A 25,600-nucleotide genomic window follows, 5' to 3' on the forward strand; every position below is an offset into this window, starting at 1 on the left:
AGAAACTCTACTAATTTACTAGAATCAGGAGGAAACAGGTATGAAACCCGACCGGAAGTGGATGCTGAAACGAATTCACAATAAATACTAATACATACCATGATTAAAACGAGCATATCGGGGTAGATAATAAGTAACAGCATGATGATTCGAGAAAGGAACTTGATAGAATGAAAAATACCGTTTACTTTCTTTCACCTGGCCAGGATCGAAGCTCCATCGCTGAAGGTTGGGCTGGAAGGCTTGACATGTCCGGCTGGGCCTTTAAAAGTGCTGGATTAACAAGGAAAAATCGTAAAAAAAGCCTTAGTACCCTTGCCATGAAGGAATATAGCATTGATATAGACACCCTTAGAAGGGATCCCATTCAAATTGACGAACTCGCCGGTGCATCCCTTATTGTCACGATCTACGACGAAGAATTGGACGACGCCATCAAGGTACCCGAAGAATGGAAAGAAAAAGTCATCCATTGGAATCTTCCCAACCCGCAGAAACGTTCTACCTCCGATTTGGAGGAATGGGTATTTTTCCAGGAAATTTGTGACGAAATCGCGATGAAGGTCAGGGACCTTGAATCCCTGCTTCCCTCCATCAGGATGAATTGACCGCCATGACGATCATGGCGGTCATTTTTTATGTGAAATATTCAAGTTTAGCATCAGGGAACGCTTTCTCCATATAGCTGTATAGATGATCTTTGATATCCTGCTCTTCATCTTTCTGATAAATGTATTTCCCTATCCCGTATTTCCCCCACTTATAGCGTCGTTCTTCTTCATTGAGTTCAAGTTTTGTCATAGGATAATTCTTCTCGATCACCCGTTTTGCAGGTTTCGTGAACCGATGCTGGATGAATTCGAACGTGAGATCTTTTTTGGCGGATGCGGGCAAAGTGGCTTCAAGGTGTTCAAACATGGTTTTGTACCCTTCTTCCCATCCTTCGTGAAGATAGATGGGTGCTACTATGAAGCCGAGTGGGTACCCTGCTTCCGCCACTTTCGCAGCAGCCTCGATCCGTTGATCCAATCGCGATGTACCAGGTTCAAAATTCTTGATGACGTAATCGGCATTGATGCTGAACCTGAAGCGTGTCTTTCCATTATGCTTCGCATCGAGAAGGTGATCGACATGGTGGAATTTCGTCACGAACCGGAGCTTTCCATGTTCTGATTCCCCAAAGTGTTCGATTGCGCGTTTCAGCGTATGCGTGATATGGTCAATCCCTACAATATCCGACGTACAGGCCGCCTCGAATCGTGTGAATTCAGGCGCACGCTCCTTGATATACTGATCGGCTGCGTCAAAAATCTCATCCACGTTCACATAGGTCCTTATATATGGTTTGCTTCCCATCGTTGTTTGAAGATAGCAATAATGGCAATGCCCCATACACCCTGTGGCGAATGGGATTGCATATTCTGCGGAAGGTTTTGAAGTGTCGAATTTCAAGGTTTTCCTGACACCGACTACCAGGGTCGATTTTGCAATCCTATATTTTTGGAAGTGGTTTTCTCCCGGCAGATTCCGCACCTGATTGTGGGAAGTGGTGTAGCGGATTTCCACGTCCAGTTTCTCAAACTTTTCTTTTAGCTGTTTCCCCAGGGGATACTCCAGGGCCCCTGGTTCAAAGTAGACCAATTGGGGCATGAATGGTTTCAGCATTTCGTCCTCCTACATCTGACCGAATGATTGTGTATAAGCTGCTTCAGCATCTGCTTCTGAAGCGTAAACAGCGACCTCATTCGTCAATGGATAATAAGTTTCGTACATGAACAGAGCAAGTTCTTCCGGATGTTCCGGGTCATTGACCACAGCTGCAGCCTGGACATTCGCCACGCTTTGAGTGTGGGGGTTGCGGTAGATGACATAGACGATATCACCCGCCTGATAGATAGCATTTTGATTGTTGATTTCCATTGGGTTCACCCATTTCCTACGTATTCCTTTTCATTTTTTCCTACGCGGGATCAAATATGTTGGAAATACCTGCTTATACCAAAAAAACTCTCCATTTACATGGAGAGCCTGTAAAATTGCTTTGTTTCGGTAAAGATCCTCTCGGCAGTCTCGGTTTCATCCAGCTTTTTGATTGAGGCTATGCATTCAATGGTTTTTCTCATCATACTGGGGTGGGTCATCTGCCCTTTAAATGGCCCTTCAAACGGCCAGGGGCCGTCGGTTTCAACCATGATGGCATCAAGCGGGGCTTTTTGCACGATCTTTTGAATCTCATCTTCATACATCACATCCGGAGTGACCGACAATTTATATCCATTGGACAGCACCCTCTCAAGAATCGCTTCGTCCCCTTTGAACCAGTGAAAATGCGCCTTCTCCACCGAATGACGCTCCAACAGATCACACGCTACACTGGCATGCTCGTAAATGCAATGGAGGACGACAGGCTTATCAAGGGACTTCGCCTTCACAATGAACCTCTCCAGCAATTCTTCATAGGGTTTCATTTCAAGGGTCGCATCATCCTGCATTTTGTAATAAGGGAGACCCACCTCCCCCACGGCAACCAGTGATTCCGCATGCTGATCTAGGAAGGTGAAGATCTCCTCGATTTCTTCTGTAGAAGGAAGCTCCTGTTCCGGGTGGAACCCGGCTGCCGCCTTCACCCGCCCATCGATCAAGGACAGGTCCAATGTTTCCCTGCTCGACTTCAAGTCCATCCCCACAGCAATCATCGCCTTAACCCCATGGCGATCGAGGGAATCAAGGATTACAGAACGTTGCCCGGGAGAATACCCATCCCAATGGATATGGGCATCAATCATGCTGAACATGCTTCGTCAACTCCCTGAAGATTTCTTTTTTGTGCTCAAGAAATTCCGCGCTTAAAATGATCCCTTCGTCCCTTGGGCGCGGATAGGGCACCCTGAATTCTTTCTGCACGCTCGAAGGCTTCCCCGATAACACAATGATGCGATCAGACAGGAAAAGTGCCTCGTCTATGTTATGGGTGATGAAGAGAACTGATCTCTTATCCTCTTCCCAAATATCCATGAGCCATTTTTGCATGTCGAGCCTTGTGAACTCATCGAGACTGGAGAACGGCTCATCAAGGCACAGCAGGGATTGCGGACTCATCAAGGCCCTGATGAAAGCGACCCTTTGCTTCATCCCACCGGAGAGCTCATCGGGATACGCCCCCTCATAACCTGAAAGTCCTGCACGCCCGATCCACTTTCTAGCCTGTTCCTCGTCTTTCCTCCCGTGAATTTCCTGACCCAGGATCACATTTCCGAGAACCGTTCTCCACGGTAATAACGCTTGATCCTGCGGCATGTAGCTGATGAACCCGGTCTTACCGTTGATATTCTCCCCGTTGAGAATGATGAAGCCTTCTTCAGGTTCCATCATCCCGCCAATCAAATGAAAGAGTGTAGTTTTCCCGCTGCCTGAAGGGCCAAGGATGGACACGAACTCCCCTTCTTCAACCTGAAGGGATAGATCCCGAAGGACAGGGTGATGATCGAATTGCTTCGATAAAGACTTGATGTGTAGCTGACTCATTTCAATTCCTCCTTCTTCCCTTTCACACACCATCGCTCCAGGAGGACGATGACCGTGAAAAACAACAAGCTCAAGATCATGATGGCGAAGATCGCCACGAATACACGATCGGTCCTGAATGCCGAGGATGCAAGCGTCATATAGACACCGATTCCCTTCTGAGACCCAAGCCACTCAGAAATGACAGCTCCCATGACGCTGTATGTGGCCGCAATCTTCAGACCTGAGAAGATGGATGGAAGGGCATGGGGCCACTCCACCTTCCTGAAGATCTGCCCCTTGGTTGCCCCAGCCATTTTCATATAGTGAATATAATGGCGTCCAGTCTGCCTGAACCCGTCCATGGTGGAGACTGCTATCGGAAAGAAGCACACAAGCGTGATTACCAGGAACTTAGGCAGCAGGCCAAAACCGAACCATATGACCAAAAGTGGGGCGAGTACGATGATGGGCACATTTTGCGATAAGATCATCAGCGGATAGACCGCTTCCCTCACCCCTGGAAGAAGATGCAGTGTGACAGCCACAGCGAGACCCGCAGCACATCCGATCAAGAAGCCGGAAACGGAGAGCCCGACTGTAGAAGTAAGATGGATACGGAAGGAGTCCCATGAAGCCATGCCCTCGGAAATAACCTTCATAGGGGATGGCAGCAACCATTGGGGGATGGTGAACACCGTCACCGCCACCTGCCAGAAGATGAATAAAAGGATGAGGGCCGAAACCGGCCGCCATCCCTTCCTGATTCCGTTCATCATGAACGGTATTTACCGGTAAGATCCGTCATTTCGATGCCTTGAGGCTGATAGAGAACCTTGATCTGAGAGATGACATTCACGCTTCCCCTTGCGATCATCTTCTCATTCATGCGCTCCACGATCTTGAACAACTCGCTGAGTTCACCTTCCATTGTCGTTTCCAATGGATTCACTTCATAATGCACTCCCGATTCTTCTATGACTGCGATCGCTTCGTCGACATAAGGGATGACATCTTCACCATTCTTCGTTTTCGGGATGATTTGAATACTGACCAATGCATTTGCCATTTATGCTCACTCTCCAGGTAAAAATTCATTTGTGTAGGCTTTTTGACTATCAAGTTTCTTATCGAGAAGTCCATTATCGAACATCCAATCAGCGTAATTCTTCCATACTTCCGCTTTCTGCTCTCCCCATCTCTCCGCATCGTCTTTGTATTTCGGTGCAAGCCATTCCTGGCTTTTCATGACGAGCTCTTCATCAAGGTCGGGTGCTTCTTTTAGGAGGATCTTGCCTGCTTCATCCGGATGTTCGATGCTGTACTCATATCCTTCCGTTGCTGCCTTCAGGAATGCCTTGACCGTGTCAGGATCATCCTCTATATGTGATTCGTTCGTCGTGAGGACAGGGGTGTAGTAGTCAAGCTTATCCGAGTAATCCTTGACGTACATCATATCAAGTTCTTCCCCACGGAGTTCGGCTTCAATCCCCGTCCAGCCATAAAAGATCCAGGCAAAGTCGATATCCCTTTTCACAGCCGTAAAGAAGTCAGTATCCCCCATATTCACGAAGTTGACCTTCTTCACGTCGGCCCCTTCCTGTTTCATGATCGAGCTCATGACGGCTTCCTCTACGGGAGAACCCCATCCACCGTATGTCTTGCCTTCGAAATCTTCAGGCTTGGTGATCCCTTTGTCTTTCGGTGCTGCAAAGCCCGATGTATTATGCTGTATGATGGCCGCAATCGAGACGATCGGTACATCCTGAACCCTTGCCTGTGTGACACCTTCCTGATACCCCACGCCAAAATCCGCCTTTCCCGATGCTACCAATTGGTCCGCACCTGCTTCACCTGGCATGATGATGTCGACATCGAGTCCTTGCTTTTCAAAATATCCTTTTTCTTTTGCCACATACAAACCGGTATGGTTTGTATTCGGGGTCCAATCAAGGACGACCGATACCTTTTTGAGTTTTTCTTTTTCAGTTCCGCCTGAACTGCATGCAGTCAGCAGGAGGATTGCACTTACGACCATGAGCCATTTTCTCAAGATGCATACGCCCCTTCACTAAATATGTACAGAAAAAAACGCCCGAGGCTCATTTGCCTAGGACGCATCATTAAACAAGAATTCTGTCTACGATCTGTTTCCTACGCTGGTATGAGCCAGTTCAGGTTCAAAGGGTCAGCATCTGATGGATGCACTCTCAACCGGCCACACCGGTCCCCCTACAATAATCACGATATCGGGCGTTATCTTCATTCCTAACTTTGCCATAGTATCAAAAGGTTTTCAAGTATTTCTTGGAGGGGACATCAGATCGTGAACCGCTTCGGATACCGCTGTGAGCTGGGATAATGAAGCGAAGGGATCGTCTGCCTGCCCAAGGTAAAAGGCATATTGAATGATGAACATGGTAAGATGATGCATGAATTGTGCAACCTCCCCTTCCTTAAAAGGGGATTCAGCACCGTAACCTTTTAAGAATGCAGTGATCAATGGCAGGGATATGCCATTGTGAATGATGAGGTGGGTGCAGAAATAGGCTGCGTCCGCCATTCGGTGGGCGACACGCAGCCGGTGAAAGTCGATGATGCCAACCTCCCCTTCTTTATCGATAAGGAGATTCCCGGGATGAACATCACCATGCACAAGCTGCTTTCCTCCCTCAAGATCCTGACTGCAAAATGGAATCATAAGGGACCGTGCCCAGTCGATGGCTGGAGAATGGCTGCATTGCTGGATCCACTCCATCGTATGAAGGGAGATGTCCCATGTTTTGACTCTCTCGGACGGAAAGTGCATGAAGACCGCATGAAGATTGGCCAAATAGGTCCCGATAGCAGACATGTTCGAAGCATCCCATCCAGGGCGGATTCCTGGAATGCATGCGTATAGGGCGTACCCGCATTCACCCGACCAGGTAATGAATCCTCCTTGTCGTGTTGGGTGAGGCAACTCCGCCATGATGGAACAGCGATGAAGATATGTGGTGATCTTCTCTTCCAAGTCCATCTCCATCCTCCTTTTCAGATAAAAAGTGCCCCCTGGGCCGTCCACCACCCATACGCATTCACCTACCCTTTTCACCTTGAACCGTTCTGCATCTTCCTCAGAAAAAAATGCGGAAATGAGGTCTAGCATTTCGTGTTCCACCCATCTGTGTAGTAAGATATTCATTAGTATGACTGCACAAACAACCATACATACCAATTGCATGAAATGAGGAATGCTCCATGGAAAGAATAAAAATCACTGAAGACCTCAGTTTCTCAAGAATCATCCACGGTTTTTGGAGGCTTGCAGACTGGGATTATACAAAAGAAGAAACCCTCTCACTGATCCAGCATGACCTGGAACAAGGCATTACAACATTTGATCACGCAGATTTATATGGCTCGTACAAATGTGAAGAGCTATTCGGAGAGGCTCTTTCACTGAAGCCTTCTTTGCGGGACCAGATGGAGATCGTCACTAAATGCGGAATCGTCATTCCTTCCGAACAACGACCGCAGCACCGTACCCACCATTACAATACATCGAAGTCCCATATCCTTGAATCTGTGGATCAGTCACTGAAGAACCTGTCAACAGATTATATCGACGTCCTGCTGATTCACCGTCCCGATCCATTCATGGACCCTGAACAAGTTGCAGACGCCTTCACTCAGTTGAAAGACGCCGGTAAGGTTAAACATTTCGGTGTCTCGAATTTCAAGCATCACCAATGGTCCATGCTTCAGGCACATCTTCCTTTCCCGCTTGTGACCAACCAGATCGAACTATCTGCTTACGAGCTTGAAAACATCGAAGACGGCACGCTGAACCTTTGTCAGGAGAAGAAGGTGCCACCAATGGCCTGGTCACCACTTGCCGGAGGAGCCATCTTCAAACAAGGCGATGAAAAAGCAGACCGCCTGCGCGCTGCACTTGAAAAAGTACAAGGCGAAACTGGTGCCAACGGAATCGACGAAATCCTGTACGCCTGGCTCCTCACACACCCTGCACGCATCATGCCGATTGTCGGATCGGGCAAAAAAGAACGAATTCAATCAGCCATCAACTCACTGAACATCACCCTCAACCACGACCAATGGTTCGAAATCCTCCACGCCTCAATGGGACACGAAGTCCCTTAAGAAAAGCGGAGGCGGGGGTGTTCTGACCCGACAAGCATAAGACGAGAACCCTGAAAGGCGCTCTTTGCCTTTTGGGGTTCTTGACTTATGACCTCGAGGGTCAACCCGCCGGAGCTAGACATAAAGAAAAGCGGAGGGGGCTTGCTCTGAGGCGACAAGCATAAGACGGGCTGAGCGGAAAGGCGTTCTTTGCCTTTTTGATCAGCACGGCTTATGACCTCGAGCCTCAAGCCCCCGGAGCTGGACATAAAGAAAAGCGGAGGCGGGTCGTTCTGAGGCGACAAGCATAAGGCGAACCGTTCGGAAAGGCGCCCTTTGCCTTTTTGGACGGTTTGACTTATGACCTCGAGCCTCAACCCGCCGGAGCTAGACATGAAAGAAAAGCGGAGGCGGGTCGTTCTGAGGCGACAAGCATAGGCTTCAACCCAAAATAAAAATGACGATCTCTACAGATCGTCATTTTTATTTTCTCTTATTATCAGGAGCTACATAGAAGTCGAGATACACTTCCTGAAGCTCTCCCATTGGTAATTCATACAGCTGTTGATCTTTATATTTATATACTCCGATTCGTAAGAGCTGTTGAATGTAGAAGTCTTTTTTTGAATTTACGGTTGTACTCAGTTCATTTTCTTGGTGTAACATTTTCAACCCCTCCAATTGAGGTGTATACCCCAATTACGGGAGGTTTTAAACCATGCAATATGGGCAGGTTCCCTTCTTCTTTCACTCCTAATGCGAGGTTGATTTCCCAGTGGGAGAAAAGGGTCCATCCTATCCCATTTCACAGGCCACAAGGCCGTATTGAATCCCTGGATCAAGATCAAGGATCATCCTGAACAGTTTTTCGACATCTTCCCCGGTTCTCTTATCCGCGTAATGACCCGACAGCACCTGGATCATTTCATGAGGATAGAGCAGGCACGTGTGGCTTCCCCAATCCGTCTGTCTCCCCACCAACTCTTTCTTGTAGATGCCATCCAGGATCCTGTAAAAGAGATCGGATCCATCAGGAAGGAACGGACTGATCCTCTTCGGATAATTATGATTCCAATCACCGCCCTCATACTGAAAAGCAGGATCTTCCAGATCTCCAATGAATACTTCGACTTCAGCCATACAATCGCCTCCTTGCTTCATTTTATAAAGGGGGGCCTGATTTTAGAACAAGATTCCCGAGCTGTACCTGAAACATGAAAAAAGGGGCTCTCCGGCCCCCGTAGATTACAAATATTTTCTTTGAACACTCCGACCATCATAGGTGAACTGCATATTCCTTCCTTCCACCCGAGTCTCCATATGGACCGGTCTCCCCCATAGCTGATGAAGATACGGCAGCACTTTCTCCAAATATTTAATGTCGAGCTCCACATCTTCAAACCAGTGCTTAAGGTACAGTTCACCACTCTTCATGTAGTCCCCGTCATCGACCGTGATGTACGGGAATCCTCCGTTCACCCTCATGCCCACAAGCTGATCCCTTACATGGGTCCACTCTTTGTCAACGATCTTGTAGTCCTTCCCCTGCTTCTGGAATAGATACATATCTTCCCTTGTCACGAGGTCTTTCGTAAGGTAATTCCTCAGGAAAGAAATGTCGGATTCAATTTCTCTCACCTCGAACATTTTTTCCCTTCCCGAGTTTTCCTTCACGCCCCGCTTCTTCATCTCTTCTGTCGGATGATTATAGCGGTCCTCGATATCTTCAAAGATCTTCAATCCTAGGTAATAAGGGTTGATCTGCGTCCGTGACGGCTGGACGACCCCTGCATTCAACTTCGCAAACTCAATGGATTCACCCGATGTGAGGTCCATTTCCCTGATGATGCGCTGATGCCAATAGGACGCCCAGCCTTCATTCATGATTTTCGTTTCGAGCTGAGGCCAGAAATAGAGCATTTCCTCCCTCATCATCGTCAGGATATCCCGTTGCCAATCGGTCAGCTCACGGCTGTACTGTTCGATGAAGAGCAGGATATCCTTTTCAGGTTGAGGGGGGAACTTCTTCTTCACCTTCTTCTTTTGGACCTTTTTCGGCTTTTCATCCAGGGACCAGAGATCATCGTACGGAGTGACTGGCGACGTTTCTTCCTCCACCCACTCCACATCATCCATTGTCCACGAAAGTTTGGGCCTCATGAGGGAAGGATCGATATGTTCATCGACTGCAAGGACTGCATCAAGGAAGTTCTCAACCTCCTGCTTCCCGTGTTCGATTTCATACTGCCTCACCCGCTCTGCCGTCGCCGACATGCTCTCGACCATATCCCGCTTCGTGTTTTGGAATCTCACATTGTTCTTGAAGAAATCACAGTGTGCCAGGACATGAGCGACGATCAATTTATTTTGTATCAATGAATTTGAATCGAGCAGGAAGGCATAGCATGGATCCGAATTGATGACAAGCTCATAAATCTTGCTCAGTCCCAGATCATACTGAAGCTTCATCTTATGGAACTGCTTGCCGAAGCTCCAATGGGAGAAACGGGTCGGCATCCCGTAAGCACCGAATGTATAAATGATGTCGGCAGGACAAATTTCGTATCTCATTGGGTAAAAGTCCAATCCAAATCCTGAAGCAATCTCGGTAATTTCAGCGATTGCATGCTGCAACTGTCGCTGTTCCTCTAAATTCATCGCCATCCCCCTTAATATCACTCTTATCTAACTGTATGATAAGGTCGGCCATTTGATGAAAGGAACCGGGAGCAATTGACTTCTGACATACGAAAAAACCACGTGCCGGTACGACACGTGGTTGAAGCTTATTCATTCTTCAAGAATACCATCATCGGAATGATTGAAAGAGCGAGAAGGATGCCCGAGAAGGTGAAGACAACTGGAATCGACCAGCTCTCCACCAGCAGACCTGCACCTGCGGAAGAGAGACCGAACAGCAGGGTCGTCATCGTTCCCTGTGCTGCATAGATTTTGCCCAGTTCATCGGGTGGCGCGCTCTCCTGAAGATACGTCTGGAGTATGATCGTCTTCAGCTGATCGAATAAACCGAACAACAGAGAAAGGACGAGGGCCCAAATCGCCAGTTCATTCCAAGCAAAGAAAAGGGTGATGACCGATGTCATGATGATGGTCAGGGGCAAAACGGACGCCCGCTTTCTGCTGAACATCCCGTGATAGCGGAAGATGACGACGGATGCAAGAAGCAGGCCGATAAAGAAGGCGCTGTTGATGAATCCCCACCATTCTTCTCCCTTACCAAGCTGGCGATCCACATACAGGTAAAGAACAGCGGCGATCCACACTGTGGCCGCGATGGACTCAAGGGCATACACGCAAAATACCGGTACCAGTCCTTTTTTCTCTTTCACCAGCACCCATCCTTCACCAAGCTGCGCCCACCATGATTTCCGTTCTTCGAGATTGGGCTTCAGGGCTGCCGGAAGCCGGAACATGTAGACCGTACTGACAAGGAACAGAATGAATACGGTGACAAAGAGATAATCAACCCCGATAAGGGAGAGCAATACTCCTCCAAGGGCCCAGCTGGAAAACTGGATGATCTGATCGACGGTCGATAAGAAACCGTTTGCCCCCATCAGTTCTTCCCTTTTGACGAGATAGGGGACGAAGGCATTACGCGCCGGGAGCGCCCATCCGTCCAGAAAAGCGATTCCCGCCCCCAGCAAGAGCAGCGGCCAAACGGAAGAACTCTGCAGGGCGAACAGAACAGTGAACAACAATGCTGTCTTCCCTGCCTGCGACCAGGCAAGAAGTGTCCTGAGCGTGGCCCTGTTCATAAGGAGCGGTGCCGCCACGGAACTCACGAAGCGGGAAAAGGTGATGATCAGTGGAACTGCAGTCATATAAACGGCCGACCCCGTCATGGCATAAACTGCCGAAATCAGTCCCACAATATATAAGACGTCGCCAAGATTGGCCAACGCCTGACCGAACCAGAGATGTCGAAATGCGATGGAATGCATCTTTTTTTCCTCCCATTATTCAATTTTCAGGCTAGAAAAAAAGCTGTACTCACATCGGATTGCCAATCTCCCTTCTTTTCATTGATAACATCCATTATACCAGACATCCCATTCTCCATGCAGGTTTTTTTTTCCTGATTCACTATAGTAAGTCGTAAAAAAACCTCCCCAAAGGGAGGCATTTCATTCATGGACCGTGATGTTCAGCGTTTTCTCATTCTCCAGGTCATGTACGACGATGATCAATACCCTTTTATCCCTGTTATTCTCCTGTACGGTGAACTCGAATGTATCGGATACCTTTTCGCTCGTCAGTTGCTTTCGGCCCAGGTAGTGATAATCCTTGACGGCCTGTCCTGGATAGTCTTCTTTGACGACGACGGAAGCGATCCGGCCGAATTTTTTATAGTCCACTTCTGTTGCATTGGCTAAGCATGGAAACAGGATGGACAGCAGGCAAATGATAAGAAGGGGCTTCTTCATGTATCTCACCTCTTGTTCTTTTACCTTTAGAATGAGGGTAGGAAGGGGACTTTATTCACCCAAAATAAGGAGAAGCAGAAGAATCCACAGTGCCAAGTTTTGCTGAGGAAGTTCCCCCGTATGTCTCCATACACTAACAGTACCCCTTCAGAAGGAGGGAACCAGAGTGGATAAAGTGGACTACGACAAGGCGCTATACTACACTCATCGGTCAGAATGGGATAACCTGCTGATCTTGATGGTGAGGACGAAGGACGACCTTCTCTCAAAGAGGATCGAACATTTCCTGCATGCCTATCACTTTTCGCACGATTATACGGTTGTGGAACGCAGCCTATATACGCTTTTACGCTATATCGAACATGCCAACATCACCTACAGTGAAGAGCAACCACTGGAAGTCGATGCTGTCAAAATGTAAACAAGAGAATTCCACCGGCCGGCCTGACACTACAGGTCGGTTTTTCAATTTTTCAGGGCTGGACAAGCTTCCCGCGTATGGATGCATGCGCTTCTGCGTAAACCATCAGTTCCTTCATCATGCCTTCGACCAATGCTGCAGGATCAGGTAAAAGCGTATCCTTTTCCCGGTCAAAACAGTGAGGATCAAGAACCAGCTGCCTTGGGATGACGTTGGCATACACACCCCGGCTCACGGTCCGGAGATTCGTCAGGCAGTTGATGCCGCCTTTCCCTCCTCCCGAGCACGCGATGATGGCAACGGGCTTATGGGCAAATTGGTCGCTGTCCATGAAGTCCATGGCGTTTTTCAACGCACCGCTCATTCCACTGTGATACTCGGGGGAACAAAGTATGACAGCATCTGCGTCCTGTACCTTCTGTTTCAACGACCGGACCGCTTCCAGTTCGGATTGCTCCCGTTCCCCTGTGTATAGAGGGATGCTCCCGTCGCTAAGGTCGATCAGGCTGCATCCGTACTGTTTGGACAAGTAACGGGCTACGATGCCTGTCCTCCCTTGCTTTCTCGGCGTTCCGTTGATGACTGTGATATTCATGCTCATTCATCCTTCCATGCAAGCTGATTTTTAACAGCGTAGAGGGCTGCCTGCGTCCTGTCTGTCACCTCAAGTTTAGAAAAGATATTGGAGATATGGGTCTTCACCGTCTTCTCTGTGATAAAAAGGCTCGAGGCGATATCTTTATTGCTCTTTCCTTTGGTCAATTCCTTGAGCACCTCAGATTCCCTTCTCGTGAGCTCATGAATCTTATTGGGTGGTTCTTTTTTGGTGATTCTGGTCAGAAGATGATTCGTCGCCTTCGGGTGAAGGGAATTCTCCCCGGACAGGAGCTTCCTGATGCTTTTCACCAGCTCATCAGGCTCAATATCCTTGAGCTGATATCCTCCCGCCCCTGCTTCGATGGCAGGAACAACCTGGTCTTGATCCGAGAAGCTCGTGAGCATCATGATCTGGATTCCCGGGTTGACCGATTTGATTCTTCTTGTCGCTTCGATTCCATCCATCTCCGGCATCATAAGATCCATGAGGATGATATCCGGAACGAGGGATGCAGCCATTTCGACCGCTTCTTTCCCGTTTTTCGCTTCGCCGATGATGTCCATATCTTTCTGGGTCTTCAAGAAGAAGGCAAGCCCCCTCCTGACAACGTGGTGGTCATCGACAATCAATATTTTGATCAATCCCTTCTACCTCCTAACATGGTATCTTGACGGAGAGGACCGTGCCCTTTCCGAGTGCCGAATCGATGGTGAGGCTGCCTCCTACTGCCTTGATCCGCTCCTTCATTCCCTGGAGACCCACGGAAGGGAGGGAATTGGAGGGATCGTAGTGGAAGCCATAGCCATCATCCTCAATGATCAGCTCGACAAGGTCACTCCTCCTCGTCAACCGGTATCGCACTGACTGGACACCTGCATGCTTCTTGCAATTATTCAGGGCCTCCTGGCTTACCCTCCAGAGCGCTTCTTCATATTTTGAATCCAAACATGCCAGTCCCTTTATCTCCGCATCAAGCTTCAGCCCGAGCATATCCGCATAGCCCCTGACTGCTTGGACGAGTCCGTTCTCAAGTCCGTGAGGCTTCAATTGCCAGATCAGGGCCCTCATTTCTGACAGAGCTTCCTGCGCCATGCCCTGGATCGTCTGGAACGTATCCTTGACATCCTGGTCACCCGTCATAGCCGAACCGCCCCTTGCCGTCAATGTGAGGGAAAAGAGCAGCTGATTGACGGAATCATGGAGGTCCCTGGCCAATCGGTTCCTTTCCCCGATCAGGGCAAGTTCCTGCTCCTTTTTCGTCAAGGTGATCCGCTTGATGGCAGAGCCGATCTGAAAAGCGACAGATTCCAAAAGAGCAAGCTCCTCCTGGGAGTAATGGGTCTTATACGGTGCTGCCATATTCAATAAGCCAAACGATTCCTGCCCGGACTGAAGGGGAACCGTCGCATGATAGAGGATATCGTTTGTCGCATTCGGATCTTCTTCGATTGCTTTTTCAATTCGCAGGCATTCAATGATATTCGTCGCCTTGGTAAGCTTCCCTTTGATAAATCGGTTGACACACCAGCAACCGCCTTCTTTCATCCGCTCACATCCGCGTTCTGTCAAGGATGCTGGAAGGTTCTGATGAGAGACCATTTCATGTTTCCCTGTATGATCAATGAAAAAGATCCAGCCGCTCGTGAAGACCGTCCCATTGATCAGCTTATTCAATGCTTCGCTCATCATGGATTCCATTTCGGTCTCGGTATTCAATAATTCGGCAATTTCCTTTAAAAGTTCGATGTTTGATCCTTCGTTCATCGTATTCGCCCTTTCTTTTCCTCTCTAGTATAACTCCTTCCGGCCAATCGGCATTCGCTTAAGGTCTCAAGACCCGCTACGACTTTTGTATGACTTTCCACAAAAAAAGAAGGAAGGCATTAAGCCTTCCCTGCTTTCGCTTGCATCTTCCCTTCGACTTTCACCATGAAGTCTTCCTGGATGACGTGCAGCAATTCATCGCTCTCCTGCTTGGTGGCACCGACCACGCTGAAATAGAACTTGATTTTCGGTTCGGTTCCCGATGGACGGAGACATACCCAAGACCCATTATCAAGGAAGTATTTCAACACATTCGAAGAAGGAAGATCGATGGTTTCTTTTTCGCCTGTCAGCAGATTGGTCCGCTCACCGCTTGCATAATCTTCAGCGGTGACCACCTTTCTTCCGGCAATTTCTTTAAGGGGATCAGATCGGAAATCCTTCAGGATGCCCTGGATCTGTTCGGCTCCCTCTTTCCCTTTGAGGGTCATGCTTTGCAGTCCCTCCTGATAATAACCGTGACGCTCATACAATTCATTCAGTACATCCTGGAGTGTTTTCCCCTGCCCCTTATAGTAGGCCGCTGCTTCCGCTGCCATGAGGACGGCCTGGATGGCATCTTTATCACGTGCAAAATCACCGATCAAATACCCGTAGCTTTCTTCATAGCCGAACAGGAAGGTATGTTCGCCCGATTGTTCGTATGCTTTGATCTTTTCTCCGATGAACTTGAACCCTGTCAACACATCCTCGACAGAAGCGCCATAGTGCTCGGCTACTTTCCGCCCAAGTTCCGACGTGACGATCGTCTTGAATACCCGTCCGTTGGCCGGGAGCTGATTCTTCTCCTGCTTCCTTGCCAATACATAGTCCATCAGGATCGCGCCTGTCTGATTACCCGTAAGGAGGATATACTCCCCGCTTCCGCCTTTCACTGCAACTCCCAGGCGATCTGCATCCGGATCGGTGGCGATCAGGATATCAGCATCGATTTCCTTCCCTTGACGGATGGCATATTCGAACGCTTTCCTTTCTTCCGGATTGGGCGAAGCAACCGTTGTGAATTCCGGATCCGGAATAGCCTGCTCACTGACGATATGGACATGCTTGTAGCCAAGAGCCTCAAGGCCGCGTTCTGCCATTTTCAGACCTGTTCCATGAAGGGGTGTAAAGACGATCTTTAAATCGACTTCCGCAGCGATCTGTGGTTTTTCCGAAATCGTGAGAAGATGCTCGAGATAGGATTGATCAATTTCTTTCCCGATCATCTTGATCAGGCCTTTTTGCTTCAATTCCTCTTCAGGAAGCACCTTGATCACCAGCTCATCCTCTACTTCATTGACCCTTCTTATCACTTCATCTGCTTCATGGGGCGGAAGCTGTGCCCCGTCCTCACCATATACTTTGTATCCATTATATTCAGGGGGGTTATGACTCGCCGTGACGACAATTCCCGAGAAAGCATTGAGCGTCCTGAGGGCAAAAGATAACTCCGGTGTCGGAGCCAATTCATCGAACACATAGGTCTGGATACCGTGAGTCGCCAAGGTCTTGGCAGACTCCATGGCGAATTCAGGTGACTTATGCCGTGAATCATACGCGATCACCACGCCCCGCCGCTTCGCTTCCTCCCCTTGATCTTCTATGTAACGGGCCAATCCTTCAGATGCCTTCCTGACGGTATATACATTCATCCGGTTCGTTCCAGGTCCGATTTCTCCTCGCATGCCACCAGTACCGAACTCAAGGTCTTTATAGAATGCGTCTTCGAGGGCTTTCTCATCATCATTGATCGAAAGAAGGGCATTCCCCATCTCTTCATCTAGTCCAGAGAATCCACTCCACTTTTCCCATGCTGCTTTCCAACTCATCTGAATCCCCTCCTAATAGGCTCTGTGTTTGTATTATTCTAGCCCAACACCCGTAAATCCTCCTTCATTGGAGGAGCAGGGTTTGCTTTTCTATAGTAGCATACTTTTGACCCGGTTCAGTGGGATAATTTTCAAAAATACAAAAAGCGGAAACAGGATGGCTAACAGGTCTTTTACCTCTCGCTGTGTTTGCGTCCCACACTACGGAAAAGACCCTGCCGGTTTCAGGGCAGGGTCTTGATCATTCATTTTTTGTAGGAGATGCCGTACACATCATGACGCCGGTCTTTCAGCTGACGGACCGTCCCTGATTGACGCTGGCGGCGAAGGACTTCAAGGTCCACATCCCCGATCATGACCATCTCGATGTTCGGGTTGGTTTCCCCTACGATCCCGTCACGGGCAAATTCAAAATCGGATGGAGCGAAGATGCCGGACTGGGCGTATTGGATGTCCATGTTTTCCGTTTGAGGCAGGTTGCCGACCGTACCGGAAATGACGGTATAGATCTGGTTCTCAACCGCACGTGCCTGTGAACAATACCGCACCCTGAGGTATCCCTGGCGGTCTTCGGTACAGAACGGGGTGAAGATGATCTTGGCCCCTTTGTCCGTCGCGATCCTGGCAAGCTCGGGGAATTCGATATCGTAGCAGATCTGGATGGCGATCTTGCCGCAATCCGTATCGAATACGCGCACCGTATCACCGGCGCTGATTCCCCACCATTTCCGCTCATTCGGTGTGATATGGATCTTGTACTGCTTTTCGATCGTTCCATCGCGTCTGAAGAGGTAGGAGATATTGTAAATTTCATCGTTCTCTTCTTTCACGAAGTGGGATCCGCCGATGATGTTCACATTATATCGCACTGCAAGATCCGTGAAGAGCTCGATATACTCCTCGGTGAAATCTGTAAGCTTCCTAACGGCAAGACTCGGGGACTTGATGTTCAAAAACGACATCAACTCCGTCGTGAAGATCTCAGGGAAGACGACGAAATCTGACTTTGCATCGCTCGCTACATCGGTAAAGTATTCCACCTGGTTGGCGAACTCTTCAAAGGATGAAATCTTCCTCATCATGTATTGGACCACACAGATCCTGACGGGGTGACTCGTCTTGAAGTGGCGCTTGCTCAATGGGCGATAATCTACGTTGTTCCACTCCATGAGGGTCGCATACTTCTGTGATCGCTTGTCATCCGGAAGGTAATTCGGGTTGATCCGCATGAGGGTGAATCCGTTCAGAAGCTGGAAGGAAAGCACCGGATCATAGATTTTATGAAGGCTAACCGCGTCCACATAATCCCTCGGCGACATTTCGTCCGAATGCTTATAGAAGTTCGGGATGCGCCCCCCGATGATGATACTCTTCAGATTCAACTGACGGGCAAGCTCCTTCCTTGCCTCATACAGACGGTGACCGACCTTCATCCGTCGATATTCAGGGTGAACCATGACTTCGATTCCATAGAGGTTATAGCCTTCCGGGTTATGGTTGGTGATATACCCGTTGTCCGTCACGTCGTCCCATGTGTGACGATCGTCGTACTCATCAAAGTTGATGATGAGACTCGAGCAGGAACCGATGATTTCGCCATCGAGTACCGCGACGAGCTGTCCTTCCTGGAAGATATCCAGGTGACTTTCAAGATGCTCCACCTTCCACGGGTCCATTCCCGGGAAGCAGACTTCCTGCATCTTGATGATATGTTCAATGTCCCCGTGCTGCATGGGACGGATAATCATTTTTTTCTCAAATTGGGATAAATCGAGCTTTTCTGCCATTCGTGATCGACTCCTTCTTCATCTATCCTATATACCACATATCCTGCTCGTTTTAAACGAACTTCATGTCTATTCTATCAAAGACCTTGATTGAAGGAGAAGAAAAATCCCTCGATGGATATGCATGAAACGATGATTCGTTCAATCGTCATGATTTTTTTATAATCCCACACAAAAATTTCGCATTTTACATTTATAATATACCCATACTATAATTTGATAGAATACTTGAAGAAAGGAGAAAGGAATGAATAAAAAAGCGGATTCTCTATTCTTCACCGCATGGGCCACTTCCCTGATTGCCATGCTTGGCAGTTTGTACTTCTCTGAGATCATGAAGTACGAGCCGTGCGAGCTTTGCTGGTACCAGCGAATCCTCATGTATCCCATGGTGATCATACTCGGGGTCGCTTATGTACGGAAAGACTTCAAAATGGCCTTATATTCCATGATCTTATCCGGCATCGGTACATTGGTTTCCCTTTATCACTATTCGATTCAAAAAGTAAGCTTCCTGTCCGACAATGCCCCGGCCTGCGGCAGGGTGCCTTGCACAGGTGAATACATCAATTGGATGGGATTTGTCACGATCCCATTCCTTGCCCTCACAGGCTTCATCATCATTTTCATCATGAGCCTGCTGGTTCTGAAAACACTGAAGGAGGATCACTAATTGAAGAAAGTCATCATTTTTCTTGCCGTCGTCGTTCTACTCTTCGGAGGGATCGCCATTATCACAAGCATGCAGAACAGTCAGAAAGCAGAAGGCAACATGTTTAAAAAAGATAAACTAAACCCGGCTACCGTCGATCTGCTGGACGACCCGAACTACCAGAACGTCATCTTGCCAGATGACTTAAAAGAAAAGCTGGATAGCAAAGAAGATGTGACCGTATACTTCTATGCTTCAGACTGCGTTCACTGTAAACGTACAACCCCTACCCTTGCCCCACTCGCAAAAGATATGGATGTGGATATGGTTCAATACAACCTACTGGAATTCCAACAGGGATGGGATGATTACAACATCGAAGCGACACCGACCCTTGTCCACTTCAAAGGTGGTAAAGAGGAAGCTAGGCTAGTCGGTGAGCAGCCGAAGGAAGAGTTCGAAGCATTCTTCAATGAATATGTAAAAGAATAAAAAAGAGGAGCTGGCCCTTCACGGGTCAGCTCCTTTCAATGAGGAGGAATTTCTGATCGAGAATATGAGGAATTCTCAAGATTACTGGTAGTAGATGTTTACCCCTCATTGATGATGCTAAACCTATTTAATTGATTATTCTGATAAAATCAAATTAATAGTTGATTAGCCGGCTTTGCATACAGGCTGATATGATTATCGCAGTCATGACCTTCAGAGAATTGATCAAATGAGAAAGGAAAAGATATCCCAAATCCCCGAAGGATCCCGGCATTATGAGCGAACATTTCTCTATAAACCCTCTCTTCACTACCTGTTTCAATGATGGCAATCAGTGTTTGAAGACTTGAGATGATCTGAAACGCTTCTTTCAGCGTTCCTACATATTCCACTTCATGCACATGGGTATGTAATACCTTCAAGTCATCCATTTGTCTAATTTCATCGTCTGTGAAATAATCAGGAAACACGGTACAATACATATACTCGATTAGCTCCTGAATCTGCTCTTCTTGTTCGGGAGTCGACGCGATTAAGATTTTCACCTGTAGCCCACCTTTTTTGTCATGATTGTAATCTTTATGTAATGGATTATATTAAGGATAACATAGTTCTATGAGGGCTCAGGTGGTAATTATACCCACGGCGACATCGATAAACACAAAGATATAGACCGAAACACACACATCCAACCATGAATTTTGTCGTACAAAGGAGCTTTTTGATGAAAACAAGACGTATAGGTGATCAATTTGAACTAACCATCCCTAGTAATTGGAAAAATGTAACGATTGAAATGATTCTGAAAGATAAGTGGAATTCACCTAAAAAGTGGATTCACTCCATGCGAATGAGCAAGGAAGTAAAAATCAATGGTGAGGTTGCCGGGTGGAATGAGCCTCTAAAAGGAGGAGACCGGCTGCAACTCCCTTTATTTAAAGGCTTGGAACTAAATGTGAATCCGACATACGGGGAGCTTGATGTCCTATATGAGGATGAACACGTCATCGTCGTCAATAAGCCCGCGGGCATCGACACCCATCCGAACGGTCCTGATGACACGCACACCCTCGCAAATCTGGTGGCCTTCCATATCCAGGCTTCTGGAAAATCATCGAATGTGCTTCACATCCATCGTCTGGACAAAGATACGTCCGGTGCCGTCGTATTCGCGAAAGATCCATTGAGCAAGGCCATCCTGGACCGCCTTCTCTCAGAGAGAAAGGTCAAGCGAACCTACCACGCCGTAGCCCAAGGCTCACTTAAGAAAAACAAAGGATCCATCACTGATCCCATCGGAAGAGACCGTCACCACCCTACCAGAAGAAGGGTGTCAGCCAGCGGGCAGGAGGCCATTACACACTTTAAAGTCGTCTCCAAACAAAAAGACAAGACATGCCTGACTCTCCAGCTAAAAACCGGCAGGACCCATCAGATCAGGGTCCATTTGAGTTCACTCGGCCATCCTCTGGCGGGAGATCTCCTCTATGACGGCACACCCGTTTACAAGCGACAGGCCCTTCACGCCTCCTCCATCGTATTCCCCCACCCACTGACCGGGGAAACGATTTCATGCCATGCATCGTGTTCAGACATTGCCGAGCTTAACTGGGAGGATTGAATCATCAGACGGACGCATGAAGATAAATAAGTACGGTACGACAAAAAAATAAAACGTGTTTTAGTCATAGGAAAACCCGAATTCATTTGCCTGCGATCAGGGAATGAATTCGGGTTTTTATGTTGTTTCATGACATTGCCTCCAGCGATTGATTGGAGTGCAAAACGAAGATTCCCGCGGAAAGCAAAGTCTTGCATGGAAATCATTAACGGTATTAAGAACCTACACGAATCGTGTTCGTCATTACACTTTTATCCCAACCTGCCATTAAAAATCAAAATGATCAGGATCCGGGCCGAACCGTTCATTCTGATTCAGACTGTTGATCTGATTCATTTCATCCAAAGACAGTTCAAAATCGAACAGATTTGCATTTTCTTCGATCCGCTCAGCATGAACCGATTTCGGAATGATGATCACATCGTTCTGAAGATGCCATCTTAGGACAATCTGAGCCGCTGACTTCCCGTGCTTCTTGGCGATGTGATTCAGCGTCGGTTCGTGCAGCACACGCCCCTGCGCAATCGGTGACCACGCTTCGACGGCAATGGAGTGGGACGAACAGAACTCCCTCAATGGCTCCTGACTCAGGCGCGGATGTGTTTCAATCTGATTGAGGACCGGTTTTTCATTACTTCCGGCCAAAAGATCTTCAAGGTGATGCTGATGGAAGTTGCTTACCCCGATCGACTTGATCAACCCTTCACCATGTAGCCGTTCAAGGGCTTTCCACGTATCTTTGTATTTCCCCTCCACCGGCCAATGGATCAGGTAAAGGTCGAGGTAGTCCATCTGAAGCTTCTTCAGGCTCTCATCGAATGCCCGAAGCGTTGTGTCATAGCCTTGATCGGCATTCCATACCTTCGACGTGATAAAAAGTTCTTCACGGTTGACTCCGGAATCCCTTACCCCCTGCCCGACTTCCTCTTCATTACCGTAAACGGCAGCCGTATCGACGGAACGGTATCCCGTTTCAATAGCCGTCCGAACGGCATTGACCGTTTCTTCCGGGTTTTTCATTTGATAGACCCCAAGACCCACAAACGGAATTTCCAGGCCATTATGTAACGTCTTCGTACTTGCAAGGTTTTTAATCATAGATGATCCCTCCTGATTCCATTGTACAAAATCTCTATTTCGGAAAGCGAATATTTCGACTTGTCAGTCATCCTATGAAACTGTCGGATGATGTGCTGATAAAGGTCAGCTGGTGAAGCGGGCGGGTCATGCCTACGTACTGCAACTTGATATCAAGTTCATTGGAAGGATCATAGCGCTCATCCATGGCAACGAGAACCACCGAATCGAATTCAAGCCCCTTAGAAAGGTAAGAAGGGACCACGACCACGCGGTCCTTCGGAATCGATTCCTGTTCTTCCAAGAGTTTTACCCTCAGTCCCGACCGTTCTTCCAGGATACGAGCAATTGCCTTGCAGTCCTTCATGCTCTTACAGATGACCGCGAACGTCTGGAATCCTTCCGATTTTCCTGATGCGACAAGATGCCCCACCTCATCACCGATCTCTTCACTTGAGCTGACCACCTTCTTTACGGGTGATTCCCCGTGGCGAACGACGGGATTCACCTTTGGGAATTCGTAAGGAAGAAGTGTGAGCAGCCTATTGGCTTCTTCCATAATCTCCACCGTGGTTCGATAGCTTTTCTGAAGTTCTGTATACGTGGCACGCGGGAAGATTTCCCGGTAGACCGGTTCCCAAGATTGAAGCCCCCTATACGAATGGATTCCCTGTGCGAGGTCCCCTACAAGGGTGAACATATCGGTTCCCAGGGCTTTTTTCAATGCATAGAGCTGCAGATAGCTATAGTCCTGGGCTTCATCGATGACGATGTTCTTCGCTTTCACATATTTATCGATGCCGTAAAGGTGGGTTTGCAGGAACAACAGGATGGCCAGATCCTCTGACTCATACTGTTTCTTATTGGCCAGTTTCAACGTATAGGAACATACCAGGTCGGCTCGTTCATGTGAGAGCTCACCACCTGAATAGGAAACCAGGCGCCCGGGATCTGAAAATAATTCCTTGAAATAGTGATCCAGCTGCTTCCGTTCGAATTGCTTCATATAGCCTGTCACACTTGTCCTGATCGCTTTTTTCAGTTCTTCTAGGCGTTCAAGCTTCGTATCGAGGGCTTTTGTGACATAAGCCTTCCGATTCTCGCTCCTTCTGGATAAAGCCGCTTCAATGCGGGCGTCAAAAAAGTCCTCCACTTTTGTGATCATCTCGGCCTTGTTCGACCTGACAACATTCTGAAGAAGGGACTTGAGTTTAGTGATCCTTCGGTAGACCGGCAGATACGTATACTCCTCTTTGAATAGATGGGTGAAACGCTTTGCTGTGAACAGCTTATATTTATCCACATAGAAATCCTTGGAGGTATAAAATCTCTCTTCGATTTCCTCCACATACTGTTCAAGGATCTTCCTGAACGTCCTTGAACCTTTGAATCCGGAAATCCATGCAAGGTCCTCCTTGCCGGGAGAATCCGATTCGATGAACCGTATGAGTTTATCATCCGGTGCGAGTTTCAACTCCCGCTCAAGACACGTCTGTACATAGTCGGTGAACGTCGTCTGCCGCACATTCTCCACCCCAAGATCGGGAAGGGCTTCTGAGATGTAGTCGATGAATAGATTGCTGGGTGCGAGGATCATGAGCTGGGATGGATCGAAAAATTGTTTATAGTTGTAGATGAAGTATGAGATCCGGTGGAGGGCAATGGTCGTCTTGCCGCTACCAGCCGCCCCCTGTACGATGATGGGTTTATTCAGATCGGCACGGATGATCCGGTTCTGTTCCTCCTGGATGGTGGATATGATTTCGGTGAGCCGGTTACTCGAACTTTTGGCAAGAGAGTCCTGAAGCAGTTCATCCGTCGTCGTCAAATCGATGTCGCGGACTTCTTCGAGCTTGCCTTCCTCTATCATGTATTGGCGCTTCAGTGAAAGATCGCCAGTGTATGTTTCACCTTCTGCATCATAGGATACGTCCCCGATCCTCCCCTCGTAGTAGAGGTTTGCAATCGGCGATCTCCAGTCCACGATGATCTGTTCCTGATTATCCCTCTGGTAGAGCGAGGTTTTTCCGATATAATGCTTTTCAAACTGTTGAGATCCATCATGACGGAAATCGATACGGGCAAAATAAGGCTTGCTTCGGGCCTTCTCAAGGGAATCGAGCTCCTCTTTAGACATTTCAAAAAAGCTTGCATTCGTGAGTAGATCGATGTAGGCAGCACTCGATTCCCCCCAGTCGATATCACCGAAGGCTTTTTCCATATTCTCTTTATACTGTTCTTTGCTTGTTTGTGAGGTCTCGATGACTACGTCAATGTACCTTTTAGTGAAGTCGAGTCGTTCTTGTTCGATTGTAAAATCGGGATGAAGTGGTTTTTCCTTTGTCATGGCGTTCTCCTTCCAAATTGTGATCCGCAATGGAGAAATGGTACTGCAGAGGTAACGACTCTCTGCATACCGACACTGGAAATATATGTAGGGCGTTGGGAGCAGAAGTATATATTATCAGAACATTCATTCCGGCACAATACCTAATTTCACTCCCTGCCTGATCTCGACCTATTTTCTGGAAGAAAGCAATGCTCTGTGATACGCTGGAGTAAACGCATATTGCGGAGGTGGAAAAACAGATGTACCAACATATCATGTGGGACTTTGACGGCACATTATTCGATACATATCCGATCATGGCCGATTCATTCAGGGTCACCTTAGAGAAAAACGGAATCAGCGAGCCGCTCGAAGAGATCATGGGTCTTATGCGCATCTCCATGTCTACGGCCATCCACCATTATCAGGAGCTTCACAGGTTTGATGAAGCCTTCCTGAGTGACTATCATGAAGAACGCAAATCAAGGGAACTTGATGCAAAGCCCTTCGAAGGGATTGCGCGCCTATGCGGGCAGATCCACAAAACCGGAAGACATAACTACCTTTACACCCACCGGGGTGAATCCGCTGTCACCATGCTGAAGACATTCGGTTTGGCTGAGTTCTTTACAGATTTCATCACCGAAGAACACGGATTCGAACGAAAGCCGAGTCCCGATGCCATCCTTCACCTTTTATCCAAGCATGCCATCGCTCCTGAAAAAGCGATAATGATCGGCGACCGTGACCTTGATATCATGGCAGGAAAGAACGCAGGTATAGATGCCTGCCTGTATACAGACAAGCCCATATCCGACAGTCAAGCAGATTACATCATCCATGACATCCAAGAGCTTCGCCCCATCCTGGACATAAGAGACTGACAGACTAAAAAAACGCCTGATGGCGTTTTT

Annotated in this window: 28 protein-coding genes and 1 riboswitch; of the genes, 7 read left to right on the forward strand and 21 right to left on the reverse strand. The window is 48.0% G+C overall.

The window, feature by feature from the left end:
• The first annotated feature begins 170 nt into the window (after nucleotides 1–170).
• Nucleotides 171–608 (forward strand): hypothetical protein, encoded by a 438-nt coding sequence (locus ACNA6I_RS09365; RefSeq protein WP_048004438.1) that lies wholly within the window; start codon nucleotides 171–173, stop codon nucleotides 606–608.
• Between the two features lie 28 nt (nucleotides 609–636).
• Here ACNA6I_RS09365 and splB read toward each other — a convergent pair whose 3' ends face one another.
• The 8 genes from splB to ACNA6I_RS09405 all read right to left on the reverse strand — a co-directional run bounded on the left by splB (nucleotide 637) and on the right by ACNA6I_RS09405 (nucleotide 6,727).
• Entirely contained in the window at nucleotides 637–1,665 is a 1,029-nt protein-coding gene (splB, locus tag ACNA6I_RS09370) for a spore photoproduct lyase (protein ID WP_048004439.1), read from the reverse strand.
• A 9-nt stretch (nucleotides 1,666–1,674) separates the two neighbouring features.
• Nucleotides 1,675–1,920, reverse strand: coding sequence for a transcriptional regulator SplA domain-containing protein (locus ACNA6I_RS09375; protein WP_048004440.1), 246 nt, complete (start codon nucleotides 1,918–1,920; stop codon nucleotides 1,675–1,677).
• A 95-nt stretch (nucleotides 1,921–2,015) separates the two neighbouring features.
• Entirely contained in the window at nucleotides 2,016–2,795 is a 780-nt protein-coding gene (locus tag ACNA6I_RS09380) for a TatD family hydrolase (RefSeq protein WP_063191423.1), read from the reverse strand.
• Nucleotides 2,779–3,525, reverse strand: coding sequence for an ABC transporter ATP-binding protein (locus ACNA6I_RS09385; protein WP_063191424.1), 747 nt, complete (start codon nucleotides 3,523–3,525; stop codon nucleotides 2,779–2,781). Before ACNA6I_RS09385 ends, ACNA6I_RS09380 begins: the two co-directional genes overlap by 17 nt.
• Nucleotides 3,522–4,283 carry an ABC transporter permease gene (locus ACNA6I_RS09390; RefSeq protein WP_048015430.1) on the reverse strand — a complete coding sequence of 254 codons (762 nt, stop codon included), beginning with the start codon at nucleotides 4,281–4,283 and terminating at the stop codon, nucleotides 3,522–3,524. The genes ACNA6I_RS09385 and ACNA6I_RS09390 overlap by 4 nt, the downstream gene beginning before the upstream one ends.
• A complete protein-coding gene (locus ACNA6I_RS09395) occupies nucleotides 4,280–4,573 on the reverse strand; it encodes a thiamine-binding protein (protein ID WP_048004444.1) in 294 nt (97 codons plus the stop codon). Before ACNA6I_RS09395 ends, ACNA6I_RS09390 begins: the two co-directional genes overlap by 4 nt.
• 6 nt (nucleotides 4,574–4,579) lie before the next feature.
• A complete protein-coding gene (locus ACNA6I_RS09400) occupies nucleotides 4,580–5,557 on the reverse strand; it encodes an ABC transporter substrate-binding protein (RefSeq protein ID WP_063191425.1) in 978 nt (325 codons plus the stop codon).
• Between the two features lie 81 nt (nucleotides 5,558–5,638).
• Nucleotides 5,639–5,748: riboswitch (TPP riboswitch) on the reverse strand.
• Nucleotides 5,749–5,800: 52 nt separating this feature from the next.
• Complete coding sequence (locus ACNA6I_RS09405; protein ID WP_082824342.1) at nucleotides 5,801–6,727, reverse strand: phosphotransferase; 927 nt, start codon at nucleotides 6,725–6,727, stop codon at nucleotides 5,801–5,803.
• Nucleotides 6,728–6,744: 17 nt separating this feature from the next.
• Between ACNA6I_RS09405 and ACNA6I_RS09410 the strand changes: the two genes are divergently transcribed.
• Nucleotides 6,745–7,647: an aldo/keto reductase gene (locus ACNA6I_RS09410; protein ID WP_048012911.1), complete on the forward strand. Its 903-nt coding sequence runs from the start codon at nucleotides 6,745–6,747 to the stop codon at nucleotides 7,645–7,647.
• Between the two features lie 462 nt (nucleotides 7,648–8,109).
• On the opposite strand, the gene ACNA6I_RS09415 is transcribed toward ACNA6I_RS09410, so the two are convergent.
• From ACNA6I_RS09415 to ACNA6I_RS09435, 5 genes are all read right to left on the reverse strand, one after another.
• A complete protein-coding gene (locus ACNA6I_RS09415) occupies nucleotides 8,110–8,292 on the reverse strand; it encodes a Fur-regulated basic protein FbpA (protein WP_048004448.1) in 183 nt (60 codons plus the stop codon).
• 129 nt (nucleotides 8,293–8,421) lie between these two features.
• The gene (locus tag ACNA6I_RS09420) at nucleotides 8,422–8,766 is read right to left on the reverse strand and encodes a hypothetical protein (protein WP_048004449.1); all 345 of its coding nucleotides are present in this window, start codon (nucleotides 8,764–8,766) and stop codon (nucleotides 8,422–8,424) included.
• Nucleotides 8,767–8,871: 105 nt separating this feature from the next.
• Complete coding sequence (locus tag ACNA6I_RS09425; RefSeq protein ID WP_048012910.1) at nucleotides 8,872–10,284, reverse strand: SpoVR family protein; 1,413 nt, start codon at nucleotides 10,282–10,284, stop codon at nucleotides 8,872–8,874.
• A 128-nt stretch (nucleotides 10,285–10,412) separates the two neighbouring features.
• Nucleotides 10,413–11,591 carry an MFS transporter gene (locus ACNA6I_RS09430; RefSeq protein WP_048004451.1) on the reverse strand — a complete coding sequence of 393 codons (1,179 nt, stop codon included), beginning with the start codon at nucleotides 11,589–11,591 and terminating at the stop codon, nucleotides 10,413–10,415.
• Nucleotides 11,592–11,774: 183 nt separating this feature from the next.
• Nucleotides 11,775–12,074, reverse strand: coding sequence for a DUF3889 domain-containing protein (locus ACNA6I_RS09435; protein ID WP_416313189.1), 300 nt, complete (start codon nucleotides 12,072–12,074; stop codon nucleotides 11,775–11,777).
• A 166-nt stretch (nucleotides 12,075–12,240) separates the two neighbouring features.
• Between ACNA6I_RS09435 and ACNA6I_RS09440 the strand changes: the two genes are divergently transcribed.
• Nucleotides 12,241–12,495: a YhdB family protein gene (locus ACNA6I_RS09440; protein ID WP_048004453.1), complete on the forward strand. Its 255-nt coding sequence runs from the start codon at nucleotides 12,241–12,243 to the stop codon at nucleotides 12,493–12,495.
• Nucleotides 12,496–12,547: 52 nt separating this feature from the next.
• Here the strand turns inward: ACNA6I_RS09440 and ACNA6I_RS09445 are convergent, their stop codons facing one another.
• From ACNA6I_RS09445 to ACNA6I_RS09465, 5 genes are all read right to left on the reverse strand, one after another.
• Entirely contained in the window at nucleotides 12,548–13,090 is a 543-nt protein-coding gene (locus ACNA6I_RS09445; RefSeq protein WP_416313190.1) for an NADPH-dependent FMN reductase, read from the reverse strand.
• Between the two features lie 2 nt (nucleotides 13,091–13,092).
• Nucleotides 13,093–13,734: a response regulator gene (locus tag ACNA6I_RS09450; protein WP_048012907.1), complete on the reverse strand. Its 642-nt coding sequence runs from the start codon at nucleotides 13,732–13,734 to the stop codon at nucleotides 13,093–13,095.
• Between the two features lie 13 nt (nucleotides 13,735–13,747).
• Nucleotides 13,748–14,857: a GAF domain-containing sensor histidine kinase gene (locus ACNA6I_RS09455; protein ID WP_048004456.1), complete on the reverse strand. Its 1,110-nt coding sequence runs from the start codon at nucleotides 14,855–14,857 to the stop codon at nucleotides 13,748–13,750.
• 119 nt (nucleotides 14,858–14,976) lie between these two features.
• The gene (locus tag ACNA6I_RS09460; protein WP_048015422.1) at nucleotides 14,977–16,728 is read right to left on the reverse strand and encodes a phospho-sugar mutase; all 1,752 of its coding nucleotides are present in this window, start codon (nucleotides 16,726–16,728) and stop codon (nucleotides 14,977–14,979) included.
• Between the two features lie 245 nt (nucleotides 16,729–16,973).
• Nucleotides 16,974–18,515, reverse strand: coding sequence for a GNAT family N-acetyltransferase (locus ACNA6I_RS09465; protein WP_416313191.1), 1,542 nt, complete (start codon nucleotides 18,513–18,515; stop codon nucleotides 16,974–16,976).
• A 247-nt stretch (nucleotides 18,516–18,762) separates the two neighbouring features.
• On the opposite strand from ACNA6I_RS09465, the gene ACNA6I_RS09470 reads away from it, so the two are divergent.
• Together ACNA6I_RS09470 and ACNA6I_RS09475 are read left to right on the forward strand one after the other, a co-directional pair.
• Nucleotides 18,763–19,188, forward strand: a complete 426-nt coding sequence (locus ACNA6I_RS09470) for a disulfide oxidoreductase (RefSeq protein WP_048004459.1) — start codon at nucleotides 18,763–18,765, stop codon at nucleotides 19,186–19,188.
• Nucleotides 19,189–19,659: a thioredoxin family protein gene (locus ACNA6I_RS09475; protein ID WP_048004460.1), complete on the forward strand. Its 471-nt coding sequence runs from the start codon at nucleotides 19,189–19,191 to the stop codon at nucleotides 19,657–19,659.
• 149 nt (nucleotides 19,660–19,808) lie between these two features.
• On the opposite strand, the gene ACNA6I_RS09480 is transcribed toward ACNA6I_RS09475, so the two are convergent.
• Entirely contained in the window at nucleotides 19,809–20,204 is a 396-nt protein-coding gene (locus tag ACNA6I_RS09480; protein ID WP_048004461.1) for a YhcU family protein, read from the reverse strand.
• A gap of 179 nt (nucleotides 20,205–20,383) precedes the next feature.
• Between ACNA6I_RS09480 and ACNA6I_RS09485 the strand changes: the two genes are divergently transcribed.
• Nucleotides 20,384–21,280, forward strand: coding sequence for an RluA family pseudouridine synthase (locus ACNA6I_RS09485; protein ID WP_048004462.1), 897 nt, complete (start codon nucleotides 20,384–20,386; stop codon nucleotides 21,278–21,280).
• A 267-nt stretch (nucleotides 21,281–21,547) separates the two neighbouring features.
• Here the strand turns inward: ACNA6I_RS09485 and ACNA6I_RS09490 are convergent, their stop codons facing one another.
• Nucleotides 21,548–22,378, reverse strand: coding sequence for an aldo/keto reductase (locus tag ACNA6I_RS09490; RefSeq protein WP_048004463.1), 831 nt, complete (start codon nucleotides 22,376–22,378; stop codon nucleotides 21,548–21,550).
• 67 nt (nucleotides 22,379–22,445) lie between these two features.
• Entirely contained in the window at nucleotides 22,446–24,704 is a 2,259-nt protein-coding gene (helD, locus tag ACNA6I_RS09495; protein WP_252266339.1) for an RNA polymerase recycling motor HelD, read from the reverse strand.
• A gap of 242 nt (nucleotides 24,705–24,946) precedes the next feature.
• Between helD and ACNA6I_RS09500 the strand changes: the two genes are divergently transcribed.
• Complete coding sequence (locus tag ACNA6I_RS09500; RefSeq protein WP_048004465.1) at nucleotides 24,947–25,570, forward strand: HAD-IA family hydrolase; 624 nt, start codon at nucleotides 24,947–24,949, stop codon at nucleotides 25,568–25,570.
• Nucleotides 25,571–25,600 lie beyond the last annotated feature (30 nt).

The sequence above is a fragment of the Rossellomorea sp. FS2 genome (assembly GCF_047915635.1).
In the GTDB taxonomy this organism is placed as follows: Bacteria; Bacillota; Bacilli; order Bacillales; family Bacillaceae_B; genus Rossellomorea; species Rossellomorea marisflavi_A.